Here is a 15,393-nt window from a genome sequence, read left to right as displayed (position 1 = left end):
GGATCTGGAGCAGGCGTTCGGCCCCGGCGACCCGCCCCCGCACTGGCGCTCGGCGGCCGAGCGGCCCTCCCGCTGGCTGGTCGGCTACGCCAGCGCCCTGGCCGACGTCTGGAACACCACCGAGCCCCTGTGGCAGCGCGGCCGCCCGCTGCTGGACCGGGAGGTCGAACGGATCGGTGTCGCCACCGTGCGCGGCGGCCCGGAGTTGCTGCTCGGCGCGCTCAGCGACCGCATCGCGTACGGCGAGCGCGGCCTGCGCATCTCGGACGTCGAAGCCGGCACGTACGACCTGGGCGACCGCAAGATCGTCCTGGTGCCGATGCTGGCCGGCAAGGACGCCCTGATCTTCAGCCTCGACAACCCGGACGCGGTGTGGATCGCCTACCCCGTGCCGGGGGCTGACTCGCTGTGGCGCAAGCCGGTCGCGCCCGCGATGGACGAGCTGTCGGCCCTCGTGGGCCCGGTCCGCGCGGACCTGCTCTGCGCGCTCGACCAGCCCATGACCATGTCGATGCTGGCCACCGACATGAAGATCGCGCCCAGCGGTCTCACGTACCACTGCGACCGGCTGCGGGCCGGGCGGCTGATCACGCGCGAGCGGCGCGGGCGCGAGGTGTGGATCGCCCGCACGCACCGGGCGGAAGAACTGATGGAGCTGTTCCGGCGCTGACGAAAGGAGCGGGAGCGGCTCGTTCACCGGGGCTCAGGTGCCCCAGCGGCGGACGTTGGCGGCCTCGGCGTCGCGCGGGATCCCGGTCGCGTCGTGGCGCGCGGGACCGAAGCGCTGCATGGTGTCGCCCATGGCCACGACCGCGTCGTTCCACTGCTCTTTGGCCGTCCGGTAGACGTCCTTGGCGGCACCGTCCCAGGTCTCCAGGACTTTGAGGTCGTCTTCCAGGTCCGCCAGTTCGCCGACCAGAATGGCATAGGCCCGGCCCAGCTCCGACGCGACCTCATCCATCTCGTCGACATCGGCGAGGATGATGTCTCCGCCACCCGTCATGGTGATTCTCCGTTCGTCAGAGCCGGCCGCCGCCGAGCGCGGCCGTGAGCCTCGTGGCGGCCTCGCCGGCCTGCGTGTTCGGCTCGGGGTACTGGATGCCCGAGCCCTTCAGGTTCTCGGCGATGGCGTGCAGCGCGTCGATGACCTTCTTGAACTGCGGGTTCCACTCGTCGAGGACTTGCCGGTAAATGTTTACGGACTCGCCTTGCCAGGCGGCGCCGAGCGTCGTGGGAATCTGGGTGAGCCTGTTGTGAATCTGCGTGATGTTCCGGTGGGCGATGAGCGCGCGTTCCGCGGCGCTATGTTGGCTGCCCTTTTGATAACGTGTCGGCTCTGGCACGTGCACCTCCCGGATCTCGTCAACCCGAATTCGACCGGGTTTCCGTCATGCGGATCAACGTAAATGGCTCCGCGCGCGGTGGGCTACGATTTCAACTTTCCGGTAAATGTCGTGGCAGCCACGCCCGACGTCGGAGAGCTTGGGGCGCGCGCTGGAGACGCCCGGGCCCAGGGACAGGCCGACGTCTACCAGCGCCGCGACGAGGGCCCCCGCGGCAATCCCCGCCGCCCGCCGCCCCTCCACCACCGAATGGCCACCGACTCACAACCCGTACATGTACGGGTCCGCGAAAACCCTAGGGCGAGGCCCGCGGATCATGAGGTCGCTTCAAATAACCTGGAAGTATCCGGTCACCGAGCGTCGCGGCGCCGCTCTTCGATGGCCCGCAGCCGCTCGTCCATGGACGGCTCCAACGACTCCAGCACGCCGCCTGCCACGAGCCGGCCGGAGGCATCTGCCGTCACGCGCACCTGCCTGTCCGCCGCCTCACCGCGGCCGGCCACCTTGACGATCTCATTCCTGAGTTCCTCTACGCGAGTAAGCATCTCCTCCGCCCGCGCGGAAATCCGTTCCAGCTCTTCCGGATCGAAGTCGTTCACCGTACCTCCCGGCTCTCTGCGACGGGAGGCTACGGGCCGGTGCCCTCATTTCGGAAAACGTCGAAGCGTACGCTGAAGGGCGGCATCCACGGCAGGGCCACCTTGACGATTAGCACTTTCTTGAAGTGTTGGACCGCGTGGAGGGCCGCCGCTAGCGTCGTCCGGATGTTCTTGCGATACACGAAATCGGTGTCGCTCGCATTGACGCTCGCGCTGGCGTTCATCGTCGGCGCGGCGCAGGCGGGCAATGCGGCCGATCTCGGTACATACGGCGATTATTCACGGATGCTCGAGCGCAGCGCCGGGCAGTTCTGGTCGGGCTCGTGGCGTAACCAGTGGGCGTGGGAGCCCCAGGGGAACAACGTCTCGCACATCCGGTGGGGCGACCCCGACAAGTGGCCGCCGGCCAATTATGAGAAGTTCCAGCGCGCCGGCGACTGGGTGGTGCTCGACGGTTACGGCAACAAGGACGGCATGCTGGAGCAGCGCGTCACCAAGGAGCAGATCGGTGACGTCAACTGCCAGAACATGAAGCCGCTCCTCTCGCTCGACGGCAGGCAGCACTACGTGAAGTGGGACATCCAGCCGCAGGCGTACTGCCTCGAGGCCTGGGGGAAGATCCTCATTCCCGGCGGCACCGACGTGGACTTCTATCACAAGCAGGTGTGGTTCCCGCCGTCCGCGCCCAACTGCAACAACAAGTATTTCCAGGGAAAGACCTGCATCAAGCAGTTCGAGATCTGGAAGGACAACAACCGCGGCAACGGCGACGTGGGCGGGCCGCTGGAGCTACGGCACCAGCGGGACAACATCTTCGCCAAGGGCATGGGGCCGGCGTTCATCATTCACAACTATTTCCCGAACGACGGCTGGCAGGCCGAGCTGCGTCACGCCTGGACGTACTGAGCGAGTAAGGCGAAGCGGTGGGCGGTCGCTCTCAGCGCGCGGCCGCTCTCCATTTCCGCGTGCAGCGCGCGGAGCCGGTCCTCGTACGTGTCGATGTGGAAGCCCGGGACCTGCCAGGAGATGACCCGCAGGTACAGCACGAGTGCTCCGATGTCGCGAAATGTCACGGGGTAGCCGGCCTCTTGGCTCCAGGTGACCTCGAGTCCGGCGGCTTCGAGCGCGGCGGTCGCGGCGGCCAGATCCCAGGCGTGATCCTCGTGCGGCGGGCCGCCCAGCGCCGCGTTGACCTCTTCCAGGTCGCGCCCGGCCACCTGCTGGGTGACGAACGTGCCGCCCTCGCCCAGCAGGCGGCGGATCTCGTGCGGGTCGTACGATTCGTGCCGGTCGACGATCAGCTCGAACGAGCCGTCGGGGAACCGCCGGCTCGACTCGGCCACCTCAACACCCAAGGGCTCCAGACGGCGCCGGGCAATCGGGAGGTTGGGCGCGTACCCCTCGGTGGCCGCGGTGCGGGGCGGCAGCGGCGCCAGGGACGACAGCAGCTCGCCGCCTCCGGTGCCGAGGTCGAGCAGGGACGCCGCCTTCGGCAGGCGCTCGCGCACCAGCTCCTCGTAGTCCCACGGCAGGTCGTCGGCGCTGGTCATCCGGCCGCGGAACACCGCCCAGTCCCAGCCCTCGAACGGCGTGGTCAGTGCCTCGTGGATCAGCTCCTCGTAGCCCATACCGCGATCATGCTCTGTCGCGGGGCCGTCCCGCACGCCCTTTTCCGTGGCGCGGCGGGGTGCTCTCGCGCAGGACGACACGGGTCGGGAGCGGCACGTCCGGCGCGCTCTCATCGTCGGAGAGCGCGAGCCGCATGGCGGTCAGGCCCGCCTCCTGTAGCGGCACCGCGACGGAGGTGAGGGCGGGCACGACGTCCAGCGCCGAGCCGATGTCGTCGAAGCCCGCCACCCCGATGTCCACGCCCGGGATGACCCCGGCGTCGCGGAAGGCCACCATGGCGCCGATCGCCATCACGTCGTTGACCGCGAACACCGCCTCCACGTCCTCGAAGCCCCGCTCCACCAGCCTGCGTGCGGCGTCGTAGCCGCCCGCGCGGGTGAACGCGGTCTCGATCGCCAGCGGCTCGGCCACGCCGCCGACCAGGTCCGACCCGTCCAGCCTGAACGCGCCCGCTTCCGGCCACGGCGCCGCCGACGGGTCCAGGCCGGAGGCGGTGAGCGCCCACTCGCGGAGTCCCGTGCGGAAGCCGTCGTGGCGCTCGCGGGAGGTGCGGATCTCGTCGGGGGCGTGGAAGACGGCGAAGCGCCGGTATCCCGCGTCCAGCAGCGCCCGGGCGAGGTCGCGGGCGCCGCCGTGGTTGTCGATCGTGACGGTGCCGAACGGCAGATCGCGCTGGCTGATCAGCACGACCCGGCCGCCCGCCGTCCGGTACTCCTCCAGCTCCTCGAGCAGAGCGTCCCTGGTCCCGGAGCCCGCGACGCGGCTGCCCGCGACGATGATGACGCGCGGCCGCTGCCCCCGGAGCGTCCTGACGATCTCCAGCTCGCGCTCGGGCGACCCGTCCGCCACCGCCATGGTGACGATGAGCCGCGCCTCCTCCGCCGCCCGGGTCACCCCGGCGGCGATGGAGGAGAAGTACGGGTCGGCCACGTCGCGTATCACCAGCGCGACGGTCCTCGTCGAGCCTTTCGCGATGGCCTGCGCCGACAGGTGCGGCTCGTAGTCGAGCTTGGCCGCCGCCGCGCGCACCCGGCGGGCGTTCTCGGACCTGACGTTGCGCGAGCTGCCGTTGAGCGCGCGCGAGGCGGTCGCGATGGACACGCCCGCCTCACGGGCGACGTCGTGGAGGGTGGGCGGGGCCTTGGACCCGTCATCCATACCGGTCATTCTGCCACTACGGTCAACGGATCGCTCCTGGTCACGCCCGCCGCGTTCGCCAGCTCCGCCACGTACGTGTGCCTGCCCGCCGGCCGGCCCGTGAGCACGGTGGCGGCGCTCTGCGCGGCCGGCGTGGCGGGGTCGAGCGGCTGGGTGTCGACGAGCACGCCGTCCTCGTAGAGGCGGTAGGAGGTGGCGTTGGCGCCCCACCACATGTTCATGCGGATGGTGTAGTCGCCGTCGCCGTCCCAGTTGTCGGAGCTGAGCCCGGGCCTGCCGGGATTCGCGTCGGTCACGACGACCTTCGCGGACGTGGTGGCGGTGCGGCCGGCCTGGTTCAGCAGCTCGCCGGTGTAGACGTAGGTGCCGTTCTTCCGGCCGGTGACCGCGACGGTGGCCTTCTGGGCCGACGGCGTCTTCGGGGTCAGGTCGCGCCTGGCGATCTCCTTGCCGTTCTCGTACAGGACGAACACGCTGGCGTTGACGCCGTACCACAGGTTCATGGTCACGTCGTAGGTGCCGTCGTGGAGGCCGTACTGCCGGCCGCTCGTCGTCGAGAGCGCGGCCCGCGCGGGCGGCGCGGTGGCGCCGTCCTGCGGCAGCTCGGGCTCGGGGCGGGTGACCTTGATCGTGTACGTGGCGTCCGCAGTGCCGTCCTCGGACACCACCTTGACGGCGACCGCGGTGTCACCGACGGGCACCTGGATCGGCGGAGACGCGGCGCCGCTCGCCACCGCCTGCCCCTGCACGGTGATGGCCGCCTTCGGGTTGAGCGCGGTCGGCGTGAACGCGACCCGGTCCCCCGGGACGGTCAGGGCGTATCCGAGGACGTCGGGGTCGAAGGCCGGGTCGAGCGTGCCCGCGTCCGGGACGAGGCCGGAAAGGGTGGTGTCCTGGGCGAGCGGGCGGCGCCTGATCTGGAGGGTGTGGGTGGCCTCGGTGCCGTCCTCCGCGGTGACCACGATGGGCACCTCGGCCCCCATCGCGCCCAGCGTGATCTTCCGGGTCGCCTGGGCGCCCGCCGTGCGCTCGCCGGAGATGCTCACCGACCTGGCGAACGGGCTGCGCGCCACGGCGGTCACCCCCACCTCGGTGACCCTGGCGGGGACGTGGCGGTGGCGATCGTCTCGCCGGCGTCGTTCTTGCCGTCACCGGTGTACTGCTTGAAGACGATCCCGGCGAACGACGTGTTGGCGACCGTGGAGTTCTGGATGACCACGTCGTTCAGCACGGTCGCCTTGTCCGGCGGCGCGTGGATGTCGGGCACCGTCGTGTCGAACACGATGCCGCCCGTCTTCTTCGAGCCGTCCCAGCCGGTCTGGAAGCGGATTCCGGGGGCGTTGCCGGCGATGCTGCCACCGATCCAGTTGACCTGGCCGGTGACGTCGTGCACGTCCACGGCGTCGATGACGAAGCCGTCGAGGGTCTGGCTGTTGTCGCCGGAGACGTGGATGCCGCGCAGGTCGCGCAGGTTCTCGCCCGGGGTGCCCGTCGGCGGGACCTCGTTCGTGACCTCCAGGTTGCGGATGGTCCAGAACTCCTGGTTGAACAGCCGGACGGCGTCGCCGGCCTGGCCCGCGCCGTCGATGCGGGGTTTGCCGCCTTCGCCGTACCTGTCGACGGTGATCGGCGCGCCGCTCTCGCCCGAGCCTTTCGGCCAGAGCTGGCCCGTCCACCTCTGGCCGGCGCGCAGGAGGATGCGGTCGCCCGGGTGGAACGTGGTCTCGTTCACCTTGCCCAGGCTCTTCCAGGCGTGCGCCTCGTCGATGCCCGAGGTGGAGTCGTCGCCGCCGGTGGCGTCGACGTAGTACGTGGTGCCCGCCTGGGCCGTGGCCGTGGCGGGCTGGGTGAATGTCATGATCATGGCAGCGGCTGTGAGCACGTGCAGGAACTTTGGCATGACCGGGCTGCTGGGGGGTGTGTCGGCGCGCCTCCCGATCCGGAGGCGCGCCGGAGGGCGATCAGCTCGGTTATGGGGTGTGGACGATGGGGTGGGCCACGTCGTGGGCACGCAGATGGCCGCACATGCCCCACCGGTCTTGTGGCGGGCTCTCCATCAGGGCCGACTGGCGCAGGTGCGCGCCATCGCCGCGCTCCAGGGCCTCGAGGATCCCGGCCGTGCGGCGCGTCTCCTGGGCGACCGTGTCCTCCCAGATCGACCGCCACGCCGCCGCCTTGGGACGTACGAGTGCGAGGGCGTGGTCGTAGAAGCGGTGGAGCGGGCCGAGATCGCCCTTGGCGGCGGCGTCGGCGAGTCGCAGGAACCCCTCGACGGCCGATTCCCGTCGCCTCCGCACCGCCTCCTCCTCCCCTTGGGTAGGGAGGGTGGCGGCCTGGCGGTAGCGCTCCGGGTCCGAAACGATCTCCGGCGGGAACGTCATGACCGCGTCGCCGGCCTCGGGAAGCCCGGCGTTCGACATCACGACCACCACCTCCAGGCCCCCGCGGTTGACCGCGCGGTGGATGGTGCCGGGCGTGAACCACACGGTCGTCCCCGCGCTCAGCTCCGTCTCGCGCAGCCCGTTCACGTCGAGTGTCTGCAGCGTGCCGTGCCCGCCGACGACCACGTACGCCTCCGTGGAGGCCGTGTGCAGGTGCGGCGTGCCGCCCTCCAGCCCGTCGGCGCACGGGCTGCCGGAGTAGACCGACAGCCGGCTGACCGAGGTGCCTCCGGGGAAGGTCATGCCAGCGCCGCCCGCCCCTGCTTGGCCAGCAACTCGGTCCCATCCTCGCCCCGGTCGCCGTCGGCGATCACGACCGCGTACCGGAACCGCAGTGACTCCCCGTCCGGCAGCTCCAGCTCCTCGCTGAAGAACGGCGCCGGGCACAGGCACGCGAACTCCTCGCTGCGCGCGAACCACTGCGGCGGGTGCTGGGGGTTGGAGGCGGCGTCGACCACGACCATCGTGGAGTGGTCGCCGGTCTCGTCGTGCCTGCCGCGGAAGCCGAACCATTCGGCGCGCGTGCCGCGCAGCTCGTCGCCGCCCGCCCCAGCAGGGGACTGGATGGTGCCGCCGGTGAACGACCTGGGTCCGCGCCAGAAGAGCCCGCCGTATCCGGCGTTCTCGCGGCCCTTCGTCGTCGGGGAGCCGAACGCGAGCGTGCCGCCCGACACGTTCGTCATCTCCGTGTCGAACACCAGCGCCCACGTCGCCTCGTCCACCACCTGCGCGGCCAGCGACCGCCGCTCCGTGATGACCGGGGCGCCGGCCTGCGAGGTCCAGTCGAGCGTGTGGGCGATCTCGGCCCGTCCGCCGGTGACCGACAGCGCGGTCATCTCGCGGTGCGTGGCGGCACCGTTGTTCTCGAGCTGCACGTAGAACTTCCCGTGCACGTACGTCGGCCCGCCCCAGAAGTTGTGCTCCCCCACGTGCGGCAGCGACCAGGCGATGCCCTTGTGCCAGACGTGGTCGTGCGGCCTGAACAGCGACACCAGCCGGCCGCCGAGGGTGCGGATCGGGTGCAGGTACGGCTTGGGCGACTCCAGCACCGGCGTGTCGGGGCGGTAGACGTACGTGAACAGGTCGACGTCGCCCGCCGCGACGGTCACCGAGCTGTCGAGCACATGTGTGGCTTGCAAGGTCACGGGTTATTCACCTTTCCCCAAGGAGCGCCCGTGCCGTCCATGCGCAGGGCGAACGGGCTGTCAGCAGTGATCTGTCCGGCTTGTACGCGCTCGCCGGTGAAGGCGGAGGTGTACAGCGCGGCGATGAACTCCATCGTCCGGCGGGCGTCCTCGGTGGTCACCGGAGGCGCCTCACCCCGGTCGAGCGCGTCGAAGACGGCGGCGAGCCAGCCGTCGTGGCCGCTCGGCACGGTGCTGTGTCCCTCCGCCCACAGGTCCGACACCGCCTCCTGGCTCGGCGCCGGGGTCACGGTCCAGTCGTCGTCGGTGTAGCCGTACAGGTGCTCCACCTCGACGGTGGCGCGCTCGTAGTCGAAGCGGAGCTGGGAGGTCTGCCTCGGGGACACAACGGAGTTCACGATCGTGGCCACGGCGCCGTTCTCGAACGTCACCAACGCCAGCGACACGTCCTCGGTGTCCACCGGGCGCGCCTGGCGGGCGGCCACGGCCGTGACCTCGCGCCACGGGCCGAGCACCGAGAACAGCAGGTCGAACTGGTGGATGCCGTGCCCCATGGTCGGCCCGCCGCCCTCCGACGCCCACGTGCCGCGCCACGGGACCGCGTAGTACGCCTCGTCGCGGTACCACTGGGTGTTGCACGTGGCCAGCAGCGGGCGGCCCAGCTCGCCGGCCTCCTGGAGGCGGCGCAGCCGGAGGGCGCCCGCCCCGAAGCGGTGCTGCAGGACGGTCGCGACGTGCGCCGTCGAGTGGCGCTCCGCCTCGATCAACGCGTCGAACTCGGCGAGCGAGAGCGTCGGCGGCTTCTCCACCAGCGCCGTGACCCCGGCCTCCAGGCACGCGATGGCCAGCGGGGTGTGCAACTGGGGCGGCGTGCACAGGTGGACGAGGTCGACCTCCTCCTCCCGCAGCAGGTCGTCCAGGCTCGCGTGGGTGCTCGTCACGTCGTACTTCTCGGCGAACGCGCTCACCCGGTCGGCGTCCACGTCGGCCACGGCCACGAGCTCCGCCCGCCCGGACCCGAGGACGGCCTGGGCGTGCGCGTGGGCGATCGCGCCGGTTCCGACGATCGCTGCCCGGTAGTTCCGCTGTGTCAAGATGATGCTCCTATATGGGGGTATGTCAGGCGCCGTCGATCTCAGCCTGCAGCTCGGTGATGAACGACTTGGCCGCCTGCTCCGGCGTCCATGGGAAAACGTATTCCGCAGTTTGCACCGGCGTTACCTGAGCGTCAAGGGTGTTACCGAGCGACTACACGGACCGGGACAGCGTGGTGCGGTTACAGAGCGTGATGGACGGCCGCCATGCCGGCCAGCGCCTTCCGTCAGGGGGCGTGGGTGCGCACCCGGGCGTCACACCCTTGTGCGGGTGCTTTCGCGGACGATCAGCCGCCCTTCGAGCGTGAGCCGCTTTCCCGTGCCCGCCTTTTCCAGTGCGAAGCGGATCGCCTCCACTCCCGCCTGCGCCAGCGGAAGCGCCACGGTGGTCAATCGCGGCGTCACATCCCCGGCGAGCGGAATGTCGTCGATTCCCGTCACGGAAACGTCTTCGGGAACCACCACACCGGCCGCCCGGAATCCCGACATCGCACCGATTGCGACGGCGTCGTTGACGGCGAGAACCGCTTCCACGCCGTCCATGCCCTCCTCGGCCAGCCGCCGCGCCGCGTCGAATCCGCCCTGACGGCTGACGTCGCAAAAAACGACCCGGATATCCCGCTCGTCAATGCCCCCGGCCCGCAGTCCGGCCATGAAACCGGTCGTGCGAAGGGCCATGTTGCGCAGTTCAGGAACGCCGCCGAAAATCGCCACCCGCCGGTGCCCGGTTTCCGCGACAAATGCGCCCGCCGAGCACCCGGCGCCGTAATCGTCGAAGCCGATCGCGTCGAAACTCATGTCGGTCTCGCCGACGATGACGACCCGGCCGCCTTCACGTTCGTACGAGTCGAGCTCCTTGAGCAGCCGCCCGTCGAGAGCGTTCGCCATGAAACGGCTGGAGGTCAGCACGAGCGCGCGCGGCCGCAGCGCGCGGAGCAGCCGGACGGTCTCGAGTTGCCGCTCGGAGGCCGCCATCGTGGACGAGACGGTGACGAACGCGCCCGCCGTGCGCGCTTCGCGTTCCATCGCGGCCACCACCATCGCCATGGACGGCGTCGTGAGATCGTCTGCCACGAGCGCGATCGAGTCGCTCGCCCGGCGCATCGCTCTGGCCGAGGCGTCCACCGTGTACCGCAGGGCCGCCGCCGCGGCCAGCACGCGCGCCTCGTACTCGGGCGCCACCTTCCGTGTGCTGCCGCCCAGGACCCTGGACGCGGTGGAGACGGAGACCCCGGCCGCCGCGGCCACATCGTGCAGCGTGACCGTGGGCCTCGCCGCGTGAGGCATCCGCAGTGTCCTTTCCTCGGGCGTACGGGCCGGTTATGAAGCGTACCCGCCGCCCGTCTCCCTCCTCCTCGACAGCGCCCCGTGAATGTCACGGGTCCATATGACCCGTGTCATATGGACCCGATGACACAGCGCACTAACCCCGCCAAGTCCGGCTGAACCATGCTGCCCACATGACATCTCGCCGATTCAGGAAGCCGGCCGCGGGTCGCGCCAGACAGCTGGCCGCCGCGACCGCGGCAGGCGCGTTACTCGCGGCAGGGACGCTGACCGCACCAGCCATCGCCCAGACCACGGTCGTCACCGGTACGGTCCAGGATGGCGGGCTGGACCGGCAGGCGCTGCGGCAGTCCCTGGACGCCGTGCACGAGGCCGGCATGTTCGGCATCTACTCGGAAGTACGCGACGGCAGCCAGACGTGGAAGGGCGCGTCCGGTGTGGCCGATGTGGACACGGGCCGCCCCGTACGACCCGACATGGTGCACCGGGTGGGCAGCATCAGCAAGACGTTCGCCACAGTGGCCATCCTCCAGCAGGTCGAGCGCGGCGCCATCGAACTGGACGCCCCGATCGGGCGCTACCTGCCCGACCTCGTCCCCGGCGAGCGCGGCCAGAAGATCACCGTACGGATGCTCCTCAACCACACCAGCCACATCGGCGACTACATCGGCCCGGCGTTCCCGTCGCTGCTGGAAGGCTCGACCAAGAGCCTGGACGACAACCGCTTCCACACCTTCGCCCCGGAGGAACTGGTCAGGCTGGGCCTGGGCGCCACCCCGACCGGCGAGCCCGGAGCGGTGCCCGGCTCGTACTCGAACACCAACTACGTCCTCGCGGGCCTGCTCCTGAAGAAGGTCACGGGCACGGACGCCGAGCAGTACATCACCCGCAACGTCATCCGCAGGGCCGGTCTGCGCAACACGTCCTTCCCGCGCACACCGCTCATCCCGGGCCCGCACTCCAAGGCGTACGAGTCGTGGTACGGCTTCATCGACCCGCCGCGCGACTACAGCGTCTACAACATGTCGTGGGCGAGCACGGCGGGCGCGATCGTGTCCACGATGGACGACCTCAACCGCTTCTACCGGGCGCTGCTGCGCGGTGAGCTGGTCGGCGCCGCGCAGGTCGCCGAGATGCAGAAGACGGTGCCGGTGCTGGTGGGCGGGGGGTCGATCGCGTACGGCCTCGGGCTCTACTCCCTCGACCTGCCGTGCGGCCGCTTCTGGGGGCACGACGGGGGCGTGTTCGGGATGGGCACACAGTCGCTGTCCAGCCCGGATGGCAACCGCCAGCTGTCGTTCGGGATCAACCTCATGAAGTACCAGAAGATTGACGAGAACGGCCAGCTCGTGCCAAGCCCGATCGACTACGCCCTGGTCGATCACGTGGTCGTGGCCCTGTGCGGCGACACCGCGGCCCAGGCGAAGGCGTCGCGGCCACAGTTCCTCCCGCTCCCGTCGGACAACGTGCCCATCGGAGTCCGGTAGGGGTGTGTTGCCGATCACTTCGTGAGTGCGCATTTGTCCACAGATGACCGCTCGAACTCTCCGTAATGTCCCTGCTGCCGGATCAAACCGGCGCACTGACAACGGGGAGGACACGTGGAAGGCCGGCGGCCAGGTCTTCACGAAGTGGTACGGCGTGGACAAGGTCGGCGGGAAGAAGGGCTGGTGTGGTTCGAGTACTAGCAGAACGGCGGCTAGGCCTGAGCGCGTCTTGACCGTCAGCTCCGGCCGGGATCAGCCCTCTTCAGACGGGGCGCTGCTGCTGCTCGATGTACTGCTTGAGGACCGTCAGCGGGGCACCGCCGACTGACCCGGCAAAGTAGGACCCGGACCAGAAATGCCCATCCCATAGATATTTGCGGACGTGCTGGGCGTACTCCTTGCGGAACATCCGGGCGGAGACGCCCTTCAGTGAGTTGACCAGCTTGGACAGGGCGACCTTGGGCGGGTAGTGGACGAGCAGGTGGACGTGGTCGTGCTCGCCGTTGAACTCACGTAGTTCCACCTCGAAGTCGGCGCAGACTTCGCGCATGAGTTCCTCGCAACGGGTCAGCATCTGGTCGGTGAGGGCCCCACGCCGGCATTTCGTGACAAAAACCAAATGAGCGTGAAGGTGGTGGACAACGTGGCGGCCTGTGCGTACATCGGGGTTGGGCGTCCATCGCGGTGACATAAACCAAATGGTATGCTCTCGATGTGGAGTCGGTGAAACGCAGCCGGGCACACAGGGCGCGCCTCGACCTCAGCCCCGCCCAGTCGGGCGTCGCTTCAGTCCGGGGAGGAGTTCAAACGTTCACCTGCTGGGCCGGCCGGCCAGCGCTCCCTTGCGCCGGGTCCTTCCCCTCACCGGGCGCTGGAAGCCGGCGGCACCCGAGGGACGTGATGATCGCCGGGCATGAGAGATCTTGCCAGCCCCGTGACTCGGTGTTACCTCTTGCGAGATGCGCGCAATCCGCGCACCCCTGAGACGCAGGAGGCATCGTGTCCTGGTTACGCAGCACCCTCGTCGCCGTCGCGCTCGTCGCGTCGGCCTTACCCCTCGCGGGGCCGGCCCGGGGCGAACCCGGCGGGCAGGCCCCGGTCCACGACTTCCAGGCCGAAGAACACGGCAAGCCGGACGTGGACAACCGGCAGGGCAGGGTGGCGCCGCCCGCCGGATTGAACGCCCGCAGCGCCGGGTCGAAGGCCGAGATCCGTTGGAACGCTCTCGGCACCCCCGCCGCCGTCACCAGCGCGGAACCGCTGGCCGAGGGCCTTGGTGAAGATCCCGAGCAGGCCGCCCGCACCTACCTCAAGAACAACCAGACCGTCTTCGGGCTGTCCGCGGAGGCGGTGGACGCGCTGGAGCGGGTCGCGGTCAACCCCATCGGCGCGGGTCACGCCGTGCTGCTGCGCCAGCGCTTCGGCGGCCTGCCGGCCGGCGTGGACGGGCTCGTCGCGATCGGCGTGGTGAACGGCCAGGTCAGACACGTCACGTCCTCGCTCTCCCGGGAGACCGAGGCGCCCCCGGCCGCGTCCATCACCGCGCAGCAGGCGCTGGAGATCGCGGCCAGGGACGGCGGCATCGACCTGGCCACCGCGACGACCAAGCAGTCCACGCCGGTGGCGGTGCCCGCTCCCGACGGGGTGCACAGCGCGTACCAGGTGGTCCTGGTCGGCGGCTCGCAGGGCGAGGCCGCGGGATACACGACGCACGTGGACGCCGTCAGCGGCGCCATCCTGGTACGCGAGAACCTGGTCGACCACTTCGACCCGGAGAACCCGCGCTGGGCGGCCTTCCCGTCGAACCCGCGCGACGACTACTCCTCCCGCGACACCCGCCAGACGTGGTGCTTCACGGCCGGCTCCGGCTGCGACTACGTGACCGGCGGCGACCCGGGCACCGGCAAGGCGTGGGATGTCGACCACACCACCAATGAGCCGACGAACACCAGCTCCGGCAACGCGACCAAGTCGACCGAGAACCGGGCGAACGGCGACCCGTTCAGCGTCGGGACCCGTACCAACGTGCTCACGCCCAGCAGGAACTACGTCTACCCGTGGCGGAACACCTGGCACGAGGCGAAGTGCGACCCGGCGGTGTTCGACCAGAGCGGGGAAGCCGACCTGGAGGCCGCCATCGCCAACTTGAACGCGATGCACAACCGCATGCACGACTGGTCCTACCGGCTCGGCTTCACCGAGACCGCCTGGAACATGCAGGCCGACAACGGCGAGCGCGGCGGCCTCGGCGACGACCCCGAACAGGGCAACGCGCAGGCCGGCGCCCGCGTCCTGTCCGTACGCGACAACGCCAACCAGATCACCGGGCCTGACGGCATCGCGCCGATCACGAACATGTACCTGTGGCAGCCCATCGCCGGCTCGTTCTACTCGCCGTGCGTGGACGGCGACTACGACATGTCGGTCATCGGCCACGAGTACACGCACGCCATCTCCGGCCGCATGATCGGCGGCCCGAACGCCGGCTGGAGCGGAGCCCAGCCCGGGGCCATGAACGAGAGCACCTCCGACCTGTTCGCGATGGAGCACCTCTTCGAGTACGGCTTCCGCCCCTCCGGCCTGACCCCGTACGTGACCGGCGGCTACGTGACGGGCGACAAGGCGCGCGGCATCAGGAACTACGACATGTCGAAGTCTCCGCTGAACTACAGCGACATCGCCTACGACATCGTCGGCCAGCAGGTGCACGCGGACGGCGAGATCTGGTCGGCCACGCAGTTCGACGTGCGGGCGGCGTTCGTCAAGCGGTACGGCGACGGCACCGCCAGGCAGCAGCGCTCCTGCGCGGACGGCCAGACGCCGGTCGAGCGGTGCCCGGGCAACCGGCGCTGGGCGCAGCTGTCGTTCGACGCCCTGCTGCTGATGGCCTCGGGCGCGGTCAGCTACGTCGACCACCGAGACGCGCTGCTGGCGGCGGACGCGATCCGCTTCGGCGGCAAGAACCAGGACATCATGTGGCGCGCGTTCGCCGAGCACGGCCTGGGCGAGGGCGCGGCGAGCAGCGGCCCGAACGACGCCGACCCGACGCCCGGCTTCGTCAACCCCGCGGGCAAGAACGGCTCGCTGCAGCTCAAGCCGCTGGGCGAGGCGAAGGGCCGGCGTGCCTGGAACTCCGTGCAGTTGGAGGTCGAGGTCAGCTCGCGGTAACGGCCCTGGGTGGGGATCCACGCCTCGCAGTCGAACTTGCGG

General features: G+C 70.0%; 15 protein-coding genes and 2 pseudogenes. 4 read left to right on the top strand and 13 right to left on the bottom strand.

Annotated elements, in window-relative coordinates:
* Positions 1-670 (top strand): winged helix-turn-helix domain-containing protein (locus tag AB0J09_RS34595; protein WP_360700154.1); only part of this gene is annotated, 670 nt, incomplete at its 5' end.
* A 33-nt stretch (positions 671-703) separates the two neighbouring features.
* Here AB0J09_RS34595 and AB0J09_RS34590 read toward each other — a convergent pair.
* The 3 genes from AB0J09_RS34590 to AB0J09_RS34580 all read right to left on the bottom strand — a co-directional run bounded on the left by AB0J09_RS34590 (position 704) and on the right by AB0J09_RS34580 (position 1,942).
* Complete coding sequence (locus AB0J09_RS34590; protein ID WP_360700151.1) at positions 704-1,003, bottom strand: WXG100 family type VII secretion target; 300 nt, start codon at positions 1,001-1,003, stop codon at positions 704-706.
* A gap of 16 nt (positions 1,004-1,019) precedes the next feature.
* Positions 1,020-1,349, bottom strand: coding sequence for a WXG100 family type VII secretion target (locus AB0J09_RS34585; protein ID WP_360700148.1), 330 nt, complete (start codon positions 1,347-1,349; stop codon positions 1,020-1,022).
* Positions 1,350-1,693: 344 nt separating this feature from the next.
* On the bottom strand, positions 1,694-1,942 hold the full coding sequence (locus AB0J09_RS34580) for a hypothetical protein (protein ID WP_360700145.1): 249 nt from the start codon (positions 1,940-1,942) through the stop codon (positions 1,694-1,696).
* Positions 1,943-2,107: 165 nt separating this feature from the next.
* Here AB0J09_RS34580 and AB0J09_RS34575 point away from each other — a divergent pair, with 165 nt between their 5' ends.
* Positions 2,108-2,848 carry a hypothetical protein gene (locus AB0J09_RS34575; protein ID WP_360700142.1) on the top strand — a complete coding sequence of 247 codons (741 nt, stop codon included), beginning with the start codon at positions 2,108-2,110 and terminating at the stop codon, positions 2,846-2,848.
* Here the strand turns inward: AB0J09_RS34575 and AB0J09_RS34570 are convergent.
* The 9 genes and pseudogenes from AB0J09_RS34570 to AB0J09_RS34530 form a co-directional block, all read right to left on the bottom strand.
* Positions 2,830-3,570 carry a class I SAM-dependent methyltransferase gene (locus AB0J09_RS34570; RefSeq protein WP_360700139.1) on the bottom strand — a complete coding sequence of 247 codons (741 nt, stop codon included), beginning with the start codon at positions 3,568-3,570 and terminating at the stop codon, positions 2,830-2,832. The genes AB0J09_RS34575 and AB0J09_RS34570 overlap by 19 nt on opposite strands.
* 7 nt (positions 3,571-3,577) lie before the next feature.
* Positions 3,578-4,729: a LacI family DNA-binding transcriptional regulator gene (locus AB0J09_RS34565; protein WP_360700136.1), complete on the bottom strand. Its 1,152-nt coding sequence runs from the start codon at positions 4,727-4,729 to the stop codon at positions 3,578-3,580.
* A gap of 5 nt (positions 4,730-4,734) precedes the next feature.
* A complete protein-coding gene (locus tag AB0J09_RS34560; RefSeq protein ID WP_360700133.1) occupies positions 4,735-5,817 on the bottom strand; it encodes a cadherin-like beta sandwich domain-containing protein in 1,083 nt (360 codons plus the stop codon).
* Positions 5,808-6,629: a hypothetical protein gene (locus AB0J09_RS34555; RefSeq protein ID WP_360700130.1), complete on the bottom strand. Its 822-nt coding sequence runs from the start codon at positions 6,627-6,629 to the stop codon at positions 5,808-5,810. The genes AB0J09_RS34560 and AB0J09_RS34555 overlap by 10 nt, the downstream gene beginning before the upstream one ends.
* 70 nt (positions 6,630-6,699) lie before the next feature.
* Positions 6,700-7,413, bottom strand: a complete 714-nt coding sequence (locus AB0J09_RS34550; RefSeq protein ID WP_360700127.1) for a cupin domain-containing protein — start codon at positions 7,411-7,413, stop codon at positions 6,700-6,702.
* A complete protein-coding gene (locus tag AB0J09_RS34545; protein ID WP_360700124.1) occupies positions 7,410-8,315 on the bottom strand; it encodes a PmoA family protein in 906 nt (301 codons plus the stop codon). Before AB0J09_RS34545 ends, AB0J09_RS34550 begins: the two co-directional genes overlap by 4 nt.
* On the bottom strand, positions 8,312-9,409 hold the full coding sequence (locus AB0J09_RS34540) for a Gfo/Idh/MocA family oxidoreductase (RefSeq protein WP_360700121.1): 1,098 nt from the start codon (positions 9,407-9,409) through the stop codon (positions 8,312-8,314). The genes AB0J09_RS34545 and AB0J09_RS34540 overlap by 4 nt, the downstream gene beginning before the upstream one ends.
* Before the next feature lie 255 nt (positions 9,410-9,664).
* A complete protein-coding gene (locus AB0J09_RS34535) occupies positions 9,665-10,456 on the bottom strand; it encodes a substrate-binding domain-containing protein (RefSeq protein WP_360700157.1) in 792 nt (263 codons plus the stop codon).
* Between the two features lie 138 nt (positions 10,457-10,594).
* Positions 10,595-10,696: pseudogene (locus tag AB0J09_RS34530) on the bottom strand (LacI family DNA-binding transcriptional regulator); the annotation flags it as partial.
* Between the two features lie 173 nt (positions 10,697-10,869).
* Between AB0J09_RS34530 and AB0J09_RS34525 the strand changes: the two are divergent.
* Complete coding sequence (locus AB0J09_RS34525; protein WP_360700118.1) at positions 10,870-12,183, top strand: serine hydrolase domain-containing protein; 1,314 nt, start codon at positions 10,870-10,872, stop codon at positions 12,181-12,183.
* Positions 12,184-12,445: 262 nt separating this feature from the next.
* Here the strand turns inward: AB0J09_RS34525 and tnpA are convergent, their stop codons facing one another.
* Positions 12,446-12,874: an IS200/IS605 family transposase gene (tnpA, locus tag AB0J09_RS34520; protein WP_360700115.1), complete on the bottom strand. Its 429-nt coding sequence runs from the start codon at positions 12,872-12,874 to the stop codon at positions 12,446-12,448.
* 308 nt (positions 12,875-13,182) lie between these two features.
* Here tnpA and AB0J09_RS34515 point away from each other — a divergent pair.
* Positions 13,183-15,186 (top strand): annotated as a pseudogene (locus AB0J09_RS34515) (M36 family metallopeptidase); the annotation flags it as partial.
* Positions 15,187-15,393: the final 207 nt, after the last annotated feature.

This window comes from Nonomuraea sp. NPDC049784, from assembly GCF_040659615.1.
GTDB lineage: Bacteria > Actinomycetota > Actinomycetes > Streptosporangiales > Streptosporangiaceae > Nonomuraea.
The sequence above is the reverse complement of the archived record's forward strand: the minus strand, read 5'-3'. Positions and strand labels throughout refer to the sequence as shown.